The sequence below is a fragment of the Thalassospira sp. MCCC 1A03138 genome (assembly GCF_002115785.1).
GTDB lineage: Bacteria > Pseudomonadota > Alphaproteobacteria > Rhodospirillales > Thalassospiraceae > Thalassospira.
On record NZ_JFJY01000001.1, the window covers coordinates 638,150 to 653,684 of the forward strand.

Sequence of the window (15,535 nt, forward strand, 5' to 3'; positions counted from 1 at the left end):
AACTCAGCGTTCGCTAAATGCCTGATCAAGCGAGACATAAACCGGCTTGAGCAGATATTGCAGCAATGTCCTTTCACCCGTCTGGATGTCGGCCTGAACCGTCATGCCAGGGATAATCGGCTGAGCGCGGGCACCTTCACCGACCCGGTCAGAATCAAGTGCCACCCGTCCTTTATAATACGGTCGGCCATCTTCATCAACAAAAGTAGAGGCCGATATCGATACCAATTCACCACTGATACTACCATATCGTATATAGTCAAATGCGCTGACTTTAACAGTCACCGGCTGTCCAAGATGAACATGACCGATATCCTCGGTCGAAATCCGGGTTTCCGCGACCAATGTATCATCGGTCGGAACCAGTTCCATGACCACCTGTGCCGGGGCAATCACCCCGCCAATCGTGGTAAATTGCAGCCCCTTGATATAGCCCTTGGACGGAGCGCGGATTTCAAGTCGCGCGACACGGTCCTTAAGCTTGCGCAGTGCTTCATCGGCCTGGGCAATTTCGCCGCCAAGCCGCCCCAGTTCACTCAACGCTTCCTCGCGCTGGCTGTTTTGAAGTTCGTTCTGCCGCAGATTGGCTTCGGCGATGGTTTCGCGCGCACGCGCCATTTCCGCAATGACACTTGAAAGATTGCCCTGCGCTTCGTTCAATTCACGCTGGATATTGAGGAACAGGACCTTGGAATTCAGCCCCTGTTCATAAAGCGAGCGGCGCATCGTCACTTCTTGGTTAAGCAGTTCGACAGAGCGGCGCAAAGTCCCTTCCTGCTGCTGGAGCTGGGCCAGTTCGGCGTTCCGTTCCTTGATCTGAACGTCAAGGATTTCGCGCTGGCTGCTATCAAGATCGGTTTTGATCCGATAGATTTCCTGCTGGTTTTTTGCCAGCTCCGGATACTGGTCCATCAGCTGGGTGAAGTCGGGATCACGCGATTCGGCCAGTGCGCGATAACGTTCCGCTTCAAGACGCAGACTGGCCAGTCTGGTTTCGGCCTGCGACAGTTCGGCCTGCGATGCTTCGGGTTTCAATCGCATCAGAACCTGGTCTTTTTCGACCAGATCACCGTCGCGCACCATGATTTCGGAAATGATGCCGCCTTCAAGATGCTGAATTTTGTTAACAGCCCCGGTCGGCATGACCTGCCCGAAGGTGGTTGCCGTTTCCTTGATCTGGGTGGTTGCCGCCCACGCGACCAGCGCGATGAAGCCAACCGAAAGCATCACCATTGCCGAACGGACAAAAACCGAAATGCCGCCTTCTTCAAGCAACACGGCATGTGACAGATAGCGTGCCATGCGGCGCGACTGGCGGAACCGTTCGATTGCGGTATTCTGAACTGCTTCGCTCATAGGAAACCTCCGTCAAGCACCTGCTGCTTGATGCGTGCAGGCGGCGCATCGGCGCGCACCTGTCCGGCTTCAAGAACAATAATGCGATCGGCCAGATCAAGGTGGCTTGGCCGATGGGTAATCAGGAAAATCGTCGATCCACCGCGCAGGCGGTTGATCGCATGCTGGAACGCCCGATCCGCTTTTTGATCCAGACCATTGGTCGGCTCGTCAAACAGGATGATCGGTGCTTCGCGGACGAAGGCACGCGCGAGTGCCAGGCGTTGCAGGAAGCTTGTCGAAAAGCGCGAGGAATGCTGATCACCGATCCGGGTTTCAAAACCGTCGGGCAGAGCTTCGATTTCGGAAAGAATTCCCGCCGACATACAGGCCATCCGCAATTCATCGGGCGATGCAATCGGATTGGCAAGGCGCAGGTTTTGCGCAATTGATCCACGGAAAAATTCAACATCCTGCGGCACATAGGAAATGGACTGGCGCAAGGTTTGCGGATCCATCTGGCGGATGTCCGCGCCGTCGATCAGAACCGCCCCGGCCTGTGGCTGATACATCCCGGCGATCAATTTGATCAGCGATGACTTGCCCGCCCCGTTCGATCCGACAACCGCAACCACCTGTCCGGCCTTGATATCGAAATTCACCCCGACCAGAGCCGGATCGGAGTCCGGCGTATATCGGAAGCTGACACGCGAGAAGGTGACATTACCTTCGAAACGGCGTTGGCCAACCGTGCGCGGCACCAGATCACGTTCCGGTGCCAGCGTCATCAGACGGTTTATCTGCCGGACAGACCCGCGAAGCTGTGCCAGCCGCGGCATACCGACAAAGGCCTGATTGATCGGGCCAAGTATACGCCATGCCAGCATCATCGATGCCACAAGTGCGCCGACGGTCATTGAACCCGCCATGACCTGAACCGCGCCAAAGGCAAGGATAAGCGCCCCGGATGAGACCATCAGAATCTGTGCCGATGTGTTGATCACATTATTGATCATTGCCACCCGGAACCCGGCATAAGCCGTATCGGCCGAAATATCGCGGAAACGCGACAGCCAGCGATGTTCTGTGCCTGTATATTTCAACGCCTGCATCTTGCCGACCGTTTCGACAAGGAATTCCTGACGATTGGCCCCATTGCGACCAAGTTCCGAAACCCGTCGTGACACCACCGGGAAAGACACCAGCCCGATCAGGACAAAAACAACGATCAGCCCAATCGGAATAAGCGCAAGCCAGCCCCCAAGGATCGCCAGAACAATCAGGAAGATCGGCAGGAAGGGCATTTCCAGAATGACAAGCGCCATCGGGCCGCTAAAGAATTCGCGGACGCTTTCAAAATCGCGAATCCGCGAAATCTGAACCCCGACCGGGGCACGTTCGGTAAAGGCGGGTGGCAGGGACAGAAGCCGTTCAAAAATGGCACTGCTGACAAGGGTATCAAGACGCGCCCCAAAATGGCTGACCATCTGGCTGCGCAGATTGCGCAGGACCCAGTCAAGGATCAGGACAATTCCCATGCCGATCCCGAACTGGATCAACATGGGGATCGACCGCGTTCCAATGACCCGGTCATAGATCCCCATTACGAAAATCGGGCTGGCCAGCGCCATCAGGTTCAGCATCAGGGTAATCAGCAAAAGCTGTCCACCAAGGGCGGAAAACCGGTCGGTTATTCCGCCAAACCAGCCGCGTTTGTCATCTTCAAAAAACCGTTCGTGACGCCCAGCCTGGGTAAACTGGAACAAACGACCGGGAAGACTGCCGGGCTTGATCACCATTTCGCGGCTGGTACCGCCATCAAACACCCGGATGCCAACATTTTCCGGCTTGATCACCACAAGTGCGGTGCCGTTATCGGGCACGAACAGACAGGGCATCAACCGATCATCGATCCGATCAAATGTGGTATCGATTTCGCGCGACCGGTAATTCAGGTTCGCCAGCACATTGCGAAAATCGGTCAGATCGAGTGCCTCGTCCATATGCGGCAATGCTTCTGCGACCTGACGGGGCAGCCCACGCCAGCCAAGCGCCTGCAACAAAGGCCACAGGCAGGCGTCAAAATCCGACTGGGCGTCATTGCTGGCAAGGCCCATGCGGTAATTCAGCGCGAAGTCCATGTTTTCGATGTTCATGACCGGCCTCCTGCGCGTGCGACTTCTTCTGCCTCGATCACCGGCTGGGTGCCGCTGCGCCGCAGGACCGGCACCAGACGTTTTTCAATCAGGCGATATTGTCTGTCGGCAAGTGCGATCAGTGACGGTCGGTGCGATACCATCACCAGCGTACAATGTTTGCGAAGTTCAATCAGAAGACCGGCAAGAATGTTGTCACCCGCGATATCAAGCGAACTGTTGGCTTCGTCAAACAGCACGATGCGCGGATAGTCGATCAGGGCACGGGCAATGGCGATACGCTGCTTTACGCCGCGCGGAAGGGTTTCGGATGCCTGTCCGCCCACTTCGGTATCGTAACCGTTGGGCATGCGCATGACGATTTCATCAAGCCCCAGACGCCGCGAGATTTCCACAACGCGATCCGTGCCGATCTCCTTGCGGAAGGATGTGATGTTTTCAAGGATCGTTCCCTTGAACATCACACCATGTTGCGGCAGATAGGCAATCTGGCGGCGGATCGATTCCGATGCATATTTATCGGGATCGCGACCATCGAGCCGCACCGAACCGCGATCAGGGCGTAACGCCCCCATCAGAAGCCACAACAAGGTGGTTTTCCCGGTGCCGTTTTCACCGGTGATTGCAACAGATTCACCGGGCTGTATCGCAAGCGTCAGATTTTCAAAAACTGTGTCCCCACCCGCGTGCGAGAAACTGACATCATCAAGTTCGATACGCCCTTCAAGCGGCGGCATTTCAGCAGCATCGTCGGCATCTTCGGGCGGCAGGCGGAAAAGTTCGCGACAACGGTCACGCGCAACCCGAATGCTTTGGAACTGGGTCCAGAGCCCCATCGCCCGTTGCAGCGGCTGGATCGAACGCCCGGCCAGCATCGTGCAGGCGGCAAGCCCGCCTACCGTCAGATCGGCATTGATAACCAGAAGGCTGCCAACACCGGCAACAAGGATCATGGTGATCATCGAAAAGCTGGCACTTGAATTGATTGCGGCATGGGCACAGCGCGCCGCAACAAGATCATCCTCGGAACACTGGATTTGCAGCTGGTCATGGCGACGGATCATCAGGTTTTCCATCGCCATCGCCTTGATGGTGTGAATGCCGGTCAGGGTTTCGATAATGAAATTATAGCGCCGCTCGTCGGCCTGGCTGCGTTCATCAAGCGCGCGACGCAACCGCCGCCCCAGGATCATTGCGGTCAGCATAAAGGCAAACAGAATGCCCAGCGGTACCAGCACAAGCTTGCCACCGATAATGGCGATCAAACCAAGGAACAGGATAATGAACGGCAGATCGATCACCGCCCCGATTGCCTGCCCGGCATAAAAGTCACGCAGGACATTCAGACTGTTCAGCCGCTGAAGATGCAGGCCCGGTGCGGTTTTTTCGTAATCGGAAAGACTGGTCGCCAACAAATGACCAACCGCAGCCTGCGAACTTTTATGTTCGAACTTTGCCGCCGACAGCGACGATATATAGGCCCGACCAAGACGCAGGGCGGCTTCAAGCACCAACGCACCAAAAACCCCGAGTATCAGCAAAGTCAAAGTCGGGATGGCATTATGGGGCAGCACACGATCATAGACCTGCAGCAGGGTCACCGGCAAAGCCAGCGAAAGCAGGTTGATCACAAGTGCTGCGAGCAATATGGCAAAGCGGCCAGCCCCCAGATGTGATAAAGTGCCGATATGCAGGCCGGGCTTGCGTTTCATAACGCCGTCATTCTCCAAGTCCAAGCGGAACCATACTAAAGTGGGTTAACATATACCTTCATATAGTATGATTAGCCTATACTCATGCCCGGAGCAAGAATATCCTGAAGATTATACAACCCGATATATTGTTCGCGCCTTACCTGGCGTTAGATCAAATTATTGTATAAAACTTATTCATCGCCGCGCAACCGGTCCGTTGCGCGCCTTTCGGCCTTGGTCGGGCGCCCGCTTCCAGCTTCGCGCTCGGCAATCGGAGCGGTCCGTATATCCGATGCGACTTCTTTCTTCGCCACCCGTGGTGGCGAGTGATCAATGTAAAGCTGCTGGGCTTCTGGTGCGGGGCCACGCCGTTCGCCCGGTGCAACCACTTCGATCACACGCAGATGAGGCCCCTGAAAGAATTGCAGCCGATCCCCGACAACGACCGTAACACTGGCCTTCGAAACGGATTGGCCGTTCAACACGATATGGCCCGACTGGCATGCCTTGCTGGCAAGCGAACGGGTCTTATAGAACCGCGCATACCATAGCCATTTATCGATACGGACTTTGTTGCCTGTCTGATCAAGTGTCATGGATTGATTTTACCATCCCAAACGCAATGCGGCGACCCCGTAAAGGGTCGCCGCATCACAGAAAACAGGTCGGGATCAGCCCTTTGCCGCCAGCATTTCCTTCAGCTTGGCAAACGGTGAATCCTCGTTGATCTGATTGTTTTTGGCCGGTGCATTGTTCGGACGCCCCTGACCTTTGCCGCCACGATCGCCGCCCTTGTTCGGGCCGCCACGGTTCGGGCGTTGACCGCCTTTGCCTTTCGGCGCGCCTTTGCCATGGGCCTCCTGACGCGGACCGCCACGCTGGCCTTTGCCGGCACCACCGCGCTTGCGGCGGTCGACACGGACAAAATATTTAACCTCGACGAATTCCGGCTCGGCTTCAGCTTCACCGGCTGCCGGGGCAGCTTCTTCGACGGGCGTTTCGCTGACGGCGTCGGCCGGAGCTTCTTTGGCCGCCTCATCGGCATTTACGGCTTCAGCAGCAGCTTCCGGTGCATCTGCGGTCACAGCAGCAGGTTCAGCAGCCTTTTTCGCGGCTTCTTTGGCATCCAGTTCAGCCTTGCTGACCTTGACCACCTCGGCACGCCAGCCAAGGGCGGTAAACACGCCTTCGGCCTGCTCGACCGTGCAGCCCAGAAGCGACAGAAGATCGGGATCCGGTTTTACCTTGCCATCATTTTCACGCGCCTTCTGGCGCAGCAATGCGGCAAAACGTTCGAGCATGTCGACACGCGCGGCAAGCGGCCCGACCGGCATGTAGCCGGCAGCCAGATAGAAGCCCTTGGAATTGCTGCGATCATTTGGAACCGACGTCCGGCCTGCCGGTGGCAGTTCGGGCAAAGCATCAAGTTCGCGCGAAATCGCCCAAAGGATGCCACGCAGTTCGACGGGATCAGGTTTCAGCGCATCCAGCACATGAACCGTTTCAACCCCCAACCGCACGCCAAGCTTGGCCAGCGCCTTGCGGTCTTCGTCCGAAAGATCCTTGATCAGGCTTTCAAGATCGGCACGCGGGACACAGCCCAGACCTTCGTTCAATTGGAACAGAAGGCCGCGAATCGGACCGGGAAGCTGACAATCGCGCAGGCGGGTCAGCATTTTCAGGCGCGCTTCGATATGGGCGTTGACGAAATTCTGAAGACGGGTCCGTACGCGTTCGCGGGTCGGGCCGTCAAAAAACTCGCTGTCAATGACCTGGACGTCAGGGCTGAGGACGGTGTCGCCCTTTTTCAGCCCACCGACAACCGCCCCGTTCCACAGGACTTCCAGTTGACCATTCACCGCGAATTTGTCGTCTTCATCGGTTTCCAGTTGTTTGACACGCTGCGCAATTTCGCCAGTCAGTGCACGACGTGCAGCACTGGCGATTGCCTTGCCTTCAAACGCAGCATCGGTTTCATCGGCGATGAAACGGAATCCTTCCAGTCGGCCGACGTATTCACCTTCGACCTGGACTTCACCATTCGCAGTGATGGTAGACATGAGTTCAGACTTGTCCTTGAGACTTTTCAATAAAACCGAAGTTCGTCTGTCAACGAACCTTTGGGTCAGGCGTTCATGTAGCACATCAGAGAGCTTATCCTCAATGGCCCGCGTACGTTCCTGCCAATGATTGGCATCTTCGAGCCAGTGATGCTTGTGCGATACATAAGTCCAGACGCGAATACCCGCCAACCGTGATGACAACTGATCGATATCACCATCATAACGGTCCAGGCGCAAGACTTGTTCGCCCAACCAGTCGACCGGCAGTTTACTATTTGGTTTTGCCAGATAGCGATAGATGGATGTTAGCAGCCTTGGATGCGCATCGGTATGGATATTTCTGAAGTCCGGAATCTGGCAGACTTCCCACAATAGTTGCACCCGATCCGGAGCCGATGCGATGCGCGCGACGTCTTCGTTCTGCGATAAATGCGCCAGCATGACTTCATCGACCGGTTCGCGCGCCAGAACAAGCGTCGGGTTGTCCGACCGCTTGCGCAGCGATTTCTGCAAGGCATCGACGGTTCTGAAATCCAGTCGCGCATTGCGCCAGAAGACTTTGGCAAGCGGTTCGAATTCGTGGGCTTCGATCTGTTCGATAATATCGGGATCGATCCCCGAAAGATTGCCCGTCACCCCAAAGGTGCCGTCATTCATATGACGTCCGGCGCGCCCGGCGATCTGGGCGGTTTCCGCCGCCGTAAGCCCGCGATTGAACTGCCCGTCAAACTTGTGAAGAGCCGCAAAGGCCACATGGTTCAGTTCAAGATTAAGCCCCATGCCAATCGCGTCGGTCGCAATCAGATGTTCGACCTCGCCATTCTGGAACATCTCGACCTGGGCATTGCGCGTGCGCGGGCTAAGCGCGCCAAGCACAACAGCCGCCCCGCCCTTTTGGCGGCGGACCAGTTCGGCAACGGCGTAAACTTCCTGTGCGGAAAATGTCACGACGGCGGATTGTGATGGCAGGCGCTGGATCTTTTTCGATCCGTTATATGTCAGAGTCGAAAACCGTGCGCGCGTATCAAATTCGACATTGTCGATCAGCTGGCGGATCACCGGACGGATGGTTTCCGCCCCCATGAACATGGTTTCGCTGATACCGCGCGCATGCAACAGCCGGTCGGTAAAGACGTGCCCGCGTTCGGGATCGGCACACATCTGGATTTCGTCGATGGCCAGAAAATCAACCTGCTTGTTGACCGGCATGGCTTCGACCGTACACAGGAAATAGCGTGCTGATTTCGGAAGGATGCGTTCTTCGCCGGTGATCAGGGCAACCGCACCCTTGCCAACACGGGCGACCGCGCGATCATAGTTTTCGCGCGCCAGAAGCCGCAGCGGAAAACCGATCATACCCGAGGTATGCGCCAACATCCGTTCCATGGCCAGATGGGTCTTGCCGGTGTTGGTGGGCCCCAATATGGCAAGGATACGGGGACCGGTTCGGGTTGAAATCTGCATCAAACTTTTCCAGCAGGCATCGCGGATGATTTCGCGCGCCTAGATCAATGCGCCTTTCAACACGCCGCATCGCACAATGTCAAGCATTCTGCCGCATCGGCAAGAGTATCCCAATGCATTCCGTTACGGATCAAGACGTTCCATCTGACGGTTCGTGATCCTGTACGTCATCAAGTTCAAGCAACCGCGCCCCCGGACCATCCGTTGCCAGTTCATCCAACGGGTTGCGAAGCGGGCAGTCGCTGATCGAAAGGCAGCCACACCCGATGCATTTGCCCAATTGATCGCGCAGCAGGGTCAATTGTTCGATCCGGCTATCGAGATCATCACGCCACCGCGATGAAAGCTTTTCCCAGTCCTGTGTTGTCGGTGCCCGGTTATTTGGCAGTCCTGATAACGCATTGCCGATTTCCGCCAAAGGAATGCCGGTGCGTTGCGCCACCTTGATGATCGCAACCCGGCGCAGGACACCGCGCGGAAAGCGTCGTTGATTGCCATCCGTTCTGATCGAGGCAATCAGCCCCTTACGCTCGTAGAAATGGATCGCTGATACGGCAAGACCGCTTCTTTTTGCGACCTCCCCGACGCTCAGATAACGATGCAATACGCCGCCTTTTCCCATTTCCCTGCCCTTTTCGTCATTTTTTCCCGATGCAGTGCTGCATTCGAAATCCGTTATTGACCTGAACTAATGTTAAGGTTCTATAGAATGACTCCTTGCTGCGAAATAATCAAGGAGTCACGCCATGAAAGAGTCATTCAATCTTGCTGTCATCTATGGCAGTGCGCGCGAAAACCGGTTCTGTGACACGGTTGCCGGATGGGCCGTCGAAATCCTGAAAAAGGACCCGGACCTGTCGATTGATGTCACCGATCCCGCCAAACTTGATCTGCCGTCGCGTAATGTCGGCAATACCCATCCCGGCATTGCCGAACTACAGACCAGCCTGGCCGAAGCCGATGCCTTTCTGATTGTAACCCCGGAATACAATCACAGCTTTACCGGCGAACTGAAATTGCTGATCGACGCTGCCAAGCCTGAATGGCGCCGAAAGCCATTGGCGTTTGTGTCCTATGGCGGGATGTCGGGTGGTTTGCGGGCGGTCGAACAATTGCGACTGGTTTTTGCCGAATTGCATGTCGTGACCATGCGCGACGTTGTCAGCTTTGCCAATGTCTGGGACCAGTTTGATCCGAATGGTTATCCGATCGACAAAGCCGGGGCCAATACGGCCCTTAAACACATGGTCAATGATCTGAAATGGTGGGCCCGCACATTGCGCGATGGCCGTTATCCGCAAGCCAGAACCGAATTGCTGGAGGTCGCGATATCATGAACGGGGCGGTCAACTGACCGCCCCGTCATTTCAATTACTCGCTGTTGTTAACAGGAACCCTAGTGGGCGCGCATCCGGTCGACATATTCCTTGAGTTGACGGCGCGCGGCCTGATAGCTGTTTTTGAGCGCGATATAGACATCCTCATGGGCATGATCGGCACTGTCGCGCTTAACCATAATCTCCTTACCCGGCACATGAATTCCGAAATGAACCGCATAGCGGTTTCCCTGTGCGCGGGATGAATGGGGTCTTTCCACGATGACATGACAACTTGTCATTCGGTCGAAGGTTTCTTCCAGTTTTTGCACCTTGAAGCGGATCCGCTCGTCCAGCGCATCTGATTGATCAACATCACGGTAGGTGATTTGAACGGGAACCTTCATATTGCGGCCTCCTGTTATAGAGCCTGAGACATTCACAAGGCATTGCACCTTGCAATTATCCGAAACGTTTGCCGTTTCGGGGCAGGACAGGACCCAAGACAACTTCTGCAAGCCTCGTGCCCTGTAATGAAACCGTCTTTTTATATACTTAGGATACAGGGCTTGCGCTGCAAGATGCGTTGACGCATATCAAGCACTGCCTGAAGGTTGCCAAATCGGGACCCAACAGCGCAAATTGCACATAGTGGATTGAAATTACAGGAGAACACAGAGGTCATGACGGAAGAAAAAATGCGGTTCGAGGCTGAAGTCAGCCGCCTGCTCGATATCGTTGTCCATTCGCTTTATTCGAACAAGGACATCTTCCTGCGCGAGCTCATTTCCAATGCTTCGGATGCCTGCGACAAGCTGCGCTACGAGGCGATTGCAAAACCGGAACTGCTCGCCGGGGATTCAGAATTCAAGGTTCGTCTTCTGACCGATAACGTTCGTAATGTTCTGACGATTGCCGATAACGGGATCGGGATGAACAAGACCGACCTGATCGAAAACCTTGGCACGATTGCCAATTCCGGAACGGCAAAATTCGTCGAAGCCCTGTCGAAATCCGACAAGGCCAAGGATGTTGACCTGATCGGTCAGTTCGGCGTCGGTTTCTATTCCGCCTTCATGGTTGCGGGTCAGGTCGAAGTCGTCACGAAAAAGGCCGGTGAAGATCAGGCGTGGAAATGGTCATCGGATGGCAAGGGCGAATACACCATCGCCGAAGCCGAAATGGAAGGCCATGGCACCCAGATCACCCTGCATCTGACCGATGATTTCAAGGAATTCACCGAAGAACACCGCCTGCGTCATATCGTCAAAACCTATTCCGACCATATCGGTATCCCGGTTGTCCTGATGAAGGCAGACGGCAATGACGAAACATTGAACGAGGCATCGGCACTCTGGACCCGTCCGAAGTCCGACATTACCGACGAGCAGTACAAGGAATTCTACAAACACAATTCGCATGCCTTCGACGATCCGTGGAAAACCATCCACTATCAGGCCGAAGGCGCGATTGAATATACCGGTCTTCTGTTCCTGCCAACCATGCGCCCGTTCGATCTGTATGATCCGGCCCGCAAAGGGCATCTGAAACTTTATGTCAGAAAGGTCTTCATCACGGAGGGCGCTGATGATCTTCTGCCGCCTTGGTTGCGGTTTGTGTCCGGTGTTGTCGACAGCCAGGATCTGCCGCTGAACATTTCGCGCGAAATGCTGCAACACAATCCGGTCCTGACCAAAATCAAAAACGGCCTGACCAAAAAACTGCTGTCCGAACTTGAAACCGCATCGAAGAAAGACTCGAAAGGCTTCGAAACCTTCTGGGAAAACTTCGGTTCTGTCGTCAAGGAAGGCCTGTATGAAGACTACACCAACCGCGACCGCATCCTGAAACTGGCACGTTTCCGGTCCACGCATTCGGATGGCTGGACAACGCTTGCCGACTATGTCACCCGCATGAAGGATGGTCAGAAGGCGATCTACTATATCAGCGGCGAAGACGTCGATGCGCTCAAACGCAGCCCGCAGCTTGAAGGTTTTGCCGCCAAGGGCATCGAAGTTCTGCTGCTGACCGACCCGGTGGATGAATTCTGGTTGCCATCTGTTGGCCAGTTTGAAGAAAAAGACTTCAAATCGGTCACCCGTGGCGGTGCAGACCTTGCCGACGTCAAATCCGATGACAAGGATGATGCCAAGGACGACAAGAAAGACGATGCGGCGTCCGATGCATCGCTTGATGCCCTGATCGCATCGATCAAGATTGCGCTTGGCACCAACATCAAGGACGTCCGTGAATCAGATCGCCTGACCAGTTCGGCCTGCTGCCTGATTGCCGATGAAACCGGCATGGATTTGCGCATGGAACGCCTGATGAAGCAGCATAACCGTGTTGATGAAATCAGCCCGCGTATCCTTGAAATCAACCCGAAACACAGCCTGATCAAGAAGCTGTCGGACATTGCCATCAAGGACGCCAAGACCCCGATCCTTCATGACGCCGCCCTGCTGTTGCTTGATCAGGCCCGGATTCTGGAAGGCGAAGCCCTGCCCGACCCGGTCAGCTTTGCCCGTCGCCTTGATCTGGTGATGGAAAAAGGTCTCGGTAGCTAAGCTTTCCCTGCCCACACCGTACAAAAGATGGCGGCGCGTCGATGGACGCGCCGCTTTCTTTTTGGCTATAACACCGAAACCGGCAAAGGCCATCAAAGGCCGAACAGGGAACGAAGCGACCATGAAACGACTTGAAAACCGGATTTGCATCATAACCGGTGCGGCGCGCGGCATTGGTGCTGCGATTTCAAAAGCCTTTATCAAAGAAGGTGCTGACGTCATAGCAACTGACCGAGACGAAGGCGCGCTTCTGGCATTTGCCAAGGAGACAGGTTGTAAAACCATGCGCCTTGATGTCGGCAACGAGGATGACTGGCAAAAACTTGCCGATGCCTATCCGGCCATTGATGTCATGGTCAACAATGCCGGCATTACTGGTTTTGAAGGCGGCATCGTCGCACATGATCCGGAAAATGCATCACTTGCCGACTGGCGCGCAGTCCATCAGGTTAATCTTGACGGTACATTTATGGGGTGTCGCTACGCCATCAGGGCCATGCGCCAGCGTAAATCGGGCTCGATCATTAATATTTCATCGCGCTCGGGAATGGTTGGCATTCCGGCTGCGGCGGCCTATGCCTCGTCCAAGGCGGCCATTCGCAATCACAGCAAAACTGTCGCGCTATATTGCGCCCAACAGGGTTACAATATTCGCTGCAATTCAATCCATCCCGCCGCCATTCTGACACCGATGTGGGAACCGATGCTTGGCAACGGTCCGGATCGCGACGCCCGCATGGCAGCCCTTGTCGCTGATACACCGGCCAAACGTTTCGGCACCCCGGACGAAGTCGCGGCACTTGCCGTTTTGCTGGCATCGGATGAAGCCGCTTACATGACGGGAACGGAACTGACAATTGATGGTGGATTGCTGGCCGGTTCGGCGGCAACGCCGGGATAATGTAAACGTGCATGAAATGATGCATCGTCCGACATTTTAAGCCCGTCACTTTACGATTATGTCATGAAGTTTGCGCCATAGTGCGACACGAACATGTATGCGACCGATAGCCTCAGGATGCAAAACCGATGATGAACTGGCAAAAATTGCTGTCGCCTGAACGTCTGGGCACACGACATTCAAGCGTCGGTGCGTTCGGTCGATCCGATTTTCACAAGGATTATGACCGGATCATTTTTTCGTCGGCTTTCCGGCGTCTGCAACGCAAGACGCAGGTTCATCCGCTGCCTGAAAACGACAATGTCCATACCCGCCTGACCCATAGCCTTGAAGTATCCTGTGTTGCACGGTCCATGGGACTTATGGTCGGCCATCAGCTGGCCGAAAAAGGCCACCTGCCCGACGGAATTGAACCCGATCATATGGCCGCCATTGTTCAGGCCGCCGCCCTTGCCCACGATATCGGCAACCCGCCATTCGGCCATGCCGGGGAATATGCCGTTCGTCAGTGGTTTCTGGATGCCGATCCCAAATATCTTGCGCCGTTGTCAGAGGCAGAACGCGCCGATCTGACCACCTTTGAAGGCAATGCGCAGGGGTTCAGGTTGCTGACCCATAAACGAAGCGGTCTTTATGACGGCGGCATGCGCCTGACCTATGCGACGCTGGCAAGTTTCGTAAAATATCCATGGTCGGCGATTGGCAGTCCCTATCCTGAAAAAATGAAATTCGGTGCATTTCAGCGCGAGATGGACCTTCTGACCGAGGTCGCCGATGCCACCGGCCTGATCCGCACCGGTGCGCAATCGTTTTGCCGCCATCCGCTGGTTTATCTGGTCGAGGCGGCCGATGATGTCTGTTATGCCCTGATTGATATCGAAGATGGTGTGGAGCTGGAACTGGTCGATTTCAGCGTCTTTGAAAATCTGCTATTGCCCTGCATCCTGGGCGACATTCCTAGCGAATATCACCGCGAAACCAACATCCGGCGCAAGATGACCTTCCTGCGCGGCAAGATCATCACCGGGCTTCTTGATGCGCTGACCGATGCCTTTGTCTTGCGCGAGGAGCAGTTGCTGAACGGGGCAGTCGATGGTGATCTTCTGTCCTGTGCCGATGGCCCGTTCAACGAAATGATCGCGACCGCCAAACAGTTTTCCGAAAAGCAGATCATTCTGAACCGGCGCAAAGTCCAGATCGAGGTCGGCGCATTTGCCTGCCTTGAAACGCTGCTTGATACCTTCTGCAAAACAGCCCTTGAAATCCATCAGGCCAAGGATGACGCAGAGCTTTCCTATCGGACCGGGCGGGTTCGCGAACTGATCGGCAATGATTCGATGCCGGTCGGCGCACCGCTTTACAACCTGTATCTGACGATCCTTGATTACATATCGGGCATGACCGATGACTTTGCCGCCCGCCTTGCGCGCGATATCGGCGGCGGACAGCATTGATGCGCGGCAATCGTAACGGCCGGACGCAAGCATAGGGAACGGGACGATGTGGTTATTTGCCCCGTTCATCGGTCGCTATCGCAGGCGTCTGGCTTTTATGGCGGGCGCAGGATTGGCGGCCGTCGTTTACGGGTTGGTTGAACAAAGCACGCGGCCCGAAATACAGGCATGGTACTGGCCCGGGATTGCCGGTTTCGTTACGTTTGCCATCACACGTTTTACCGTTTCACGGCTGATATCGCGGTTTATCGGCGGGGTTCGTCGCCACATGTATTAACAAAAAAGGCAGGCCCGAAGGCCTGCCTTTCATATGCTATGCGGTTCAACCGCCAATCATCAATACCATCGAATGGGCTATGGGGAATTAACCCTGCCCACCGCCCATGGCCTGACTGATTTTTTTGTCGGTGTTGTACTGGCTCAACGCATAGACTGCCCAGATTGCAGCCGGAATCCACCCCAGAAGGGTAATCTGCAAGATCAGGCAGATGATACCTGCAATGGGCCGCCCGATGGTAAAGAACAACAACCATGGCAGCAGAAGCGCGATGAGTAACCGCATATATTCATCCTCTTTGTTATGTC

The 15,535-nt window shown here is 55.3% G+C and carries 13 protein-coding genes; 5 read left to right on the plus strand and 8 right to left on the minus strand.

Annotated features, from left to right (window positions below; translation table 11 throughout):
* Positions 1-3: 3 nt before the first annotated feature.
* The 6 genes from TH468_RS02970 to soxR form a co-directional block, all read right to left on the minus strand.
* Complete coding sequence (locus TH468_RS02970; RefSeq protein WP_085642123.1) at positions 4-1,356, minus strand: HlyD family type I secretion periplasmic adaptor subunit; 1,353 nt, start codon at positions 1,354-1,356, stop codon at positions 4-6.
* Positions 1,353-3,491 carry a peptidase domain-containing ABC transporter gene (locus TH468_RS02975; RefSeq protein WP_085642124.1) on the minus strand — a complete coding sequence of 713 codons (2,139 nt, stop codon included), beginning with the start codon at positions 3,489-3,491 and terminating at the stop codon, positions 1,353-1,355. Before TH468_RS02975 ends, TH468_RS02970 begins: the two co-directional genes overlap by 4 nt.
* Positions 3,488-5,203, minus strand: a complete 1,716-nt coding sequence (locus TH468_RS02980; RefSeq protein WP_085642125.1) for a peptidase domain-containing ABC transporter — start codon at positions 5,201-5,203, stop codon at positions 3,488-3,490. The genes TH468_RS02975 and TH468_RS02980 overlap by 4 nt, the downstream gene beginning before the upstream one ends.
* A 173-nt stretch (positions 5,204-5,376) precedes the next feature.
* Entirely contained in the window at positions 5,377-5,781 is a 405-nt protein-coding gene (locus tag TH468_RS02985; RefSeq protein WP_085642126.1) for an RNA-binding S4 domain-containing protein, read from the minus strand.
* A gap of 75 nt (positions 5,782-5,856) precedes the next feature.
* A complete protein-coding gene (locus TH468_RS02990) occupies positions 5,857-8,712 on the minus strand; it encodes a helicase-related protein (protein WP_085642127.1) in 2,856 nt (951 codons plus the stop codon).
* Positions 8,713-8,842: 130 nt separating this feature from the next.
* Complete coding sequence (soxR, locus tag TH468_RS02995; RefSeq protein WP_085642128.1) at positions 8,843-9,334, minus strand: redox-sensitive transcriptional activator SoxR; 492 nt, start codon at positions 9,332-9,334, stop codon at positions 8,843-8,845.
* Positions 9,335-9,458: 124 nt separating this feature from the next.
* Here soxR and TH468_RS03000 point away from each other — a divergent pair, with 124 nt between their 5' ends.
* Positions 9,459-10,049, plus strand: coding sequence for an NADPH-dependent FMN reductase (locus TH468_RS03000; RefSeq protein ID WP_085642129.1), 591 nt, complete (start codon positions 9,459-9,461; stop codon positions 10,047-10,049).
* A 59-nt stretch (positions 10,050-10,108) separates the two neighbouring features.
* Here TH468_RS03000 and TH468_RS03005 read toward each other — a convergent pair whose 3' ends face one another.
* A complete protein-coding gene (locus TH468_RS03005) occupies positions 10,109-10,435 on the minus strand; it encodes an HPF/RaiA family ribosome-associated protein (RefSeq protein WP_085642130.1) in 327 nt (108 codons plus the stop codon).
* A gap of 276 nt (positions 10,436-10,711) precedes the next feature.
* On the opposite strand from TH468_RS03005, the gene htpG reads away from it, so the two are divergent.
* The 4 genes from htpG to TH468_RS03025 all read left to right on the plus strand — a co-directional run bounded on the left by htpG (position 10,712) and on the right by TH468_RS03025 (position 15,227).
* On the plus strand, positions 10,712-12,595 hold the full coding sequence (gene htpG / locus TH468_RS03010; protein ID WP_085642131.1) for a molecular chaperone HtpG: 1,884 nt from the start codon (positions 10,712-10,714) through the stop codon (positions 12,593-12,595).
* A gap of 121 nt (positions 12,596-12,716) precedes the next feature.
* Positions 12,717-13,496, plus strand: a complete 780-nt coding sequence (locus TH468_RS03015; protein WP_085642132.1) for an SDR family NAD(P)-dependent oxidoreductase — start codon at positions 12,717-12,719, stop codon at positions 13,494-13,496.
* 128 nt (positions 13,497-13,624) lie between these two features.
* On the plus strand, positions 13,625-14,950 hold the full coding sequence (locus TH468_RS03020; RefSeq protein ID WP_085642133.1) for a deoxyguanosinetriphosphate triphosphohydrolase: 1,326 nt from the start codon (positions 13,625-13,627) through the stop codon (positions 14,948-14,950).
* Positions 14,951-14,996: 46 nt separating this feature from the next.
* Positions 14,997-15,227 (plus strand): hypothetical protein, encoded by a 231-nt coding sequence (locus TH468_RS03025; protein ID WP_085642134.1) that lies wholly within the window; start codon positions 14,997-14,999, stop codon positions 15,225-15,227.
* Between the two features lie 87 nt (positions 15,228-15,314).
* Here the strand turns inward: TH468_RS03025 and TH468_RS03030 are convergent, their stop codons facing one another.
* Complete coding sequence (locus TH468_RS03030; protein WP_007088905.1) at positions 15,315-15,512, minus strand: YqaE/Pmp3 family membrane protein; 198 nt, start codon at positions 15,510-15,512, stop codon at positions 15,315-15,317.
* Positions 15,513-15,535: the final 23 nt, after the last annotated feature.

Coding starts and splice junctions, on each gene's coding strand:
- TH468_RS02970 (WP_085642123.1), bottom strand. CDS start 1,356: ATGAGCGAAGCAGTTCAGAATACCGCAATCGAACGGTTCCGCCAGTCG.
- TH468_RS02975 (WP_085642124.1), bottom strand. CDS start 3,491: ATGAACATCGAAAACATGGACTTCGCGCTGAATTACCGCATGGGCCTT.
- TH468_RS02980 (WP_085642125.1), bottom strand. CDS start 5,203: ATGAAACGCAAGCCCGGCCTGCATATCGGCACTTTATCACATCTGGGG.
- TH468_RS02985 (WP_085642126.1), bottom strand. CDS start 5,781: ATGACACTTGATCAGACAGGCAACAAAGTCCGTATCGATAAATGGCTA.
- TH468_RS02990 (WP_085642127.1), bottom strand. CDS start 8,712: ATGCAGATTTCAACCCGAACCGGTCCCCGTATCCTTGCCATATTGGGG.
- soxR (WP_085642128.1), bottom strand. CDS start 9,334: ATGGGAAAAGGCGGCGTATTGCATCGTTATCTGAGCGTCGGGGAGGTC.
- TH468_RS03000 (WP_085642129.1), top strand. CDS start 9,459: ATGAAAGAGTCATTCAATCTTGCTGTCATCTATGGCAGTGCGCGCGAA.
- TH468_RS03005 (WP_085642130.1), bottom strand. CDS start 10,435: ATGAAGGTTCCCGTTCAAATCACCTACCGTGATGTTGATCAATCAGAT.
- htpG (WP_085642131.1), top strand. CDS start 10,712: ATGACGGAAGAAAAAATGCGGTTCGAGGCTGAAGTCAGCCGCCTGCTC.
- TH468_RS03015 (WP_085642132.1), top strand. CDS start 12,717: ATGAAACGACTTGAAAACCGGATTTGCATCATAACCGGTGCGGCGCGC.
- TH468_RS03020 (WP_085642133.1), top strand. CDS start 13,625: ATGATGAACTGGCAAAAATTGCTGTCGCCTGAACGTCTGGGCACACGA.
- TH468_RS03025 (WP_085642134.1), top strand. CDS start 14,997: ATGTGGTTATTTGCCCCGTTCATCGGTCGCTATCGCAGGCGTCTGGCT.
- TH468_RS03030 (WP_007088905.1), bottom strand. CDS start 15,512: ATGCGGTTACTCATCGCGCTTCTGCTGCCATGGTTGTTGTTCTTTACC.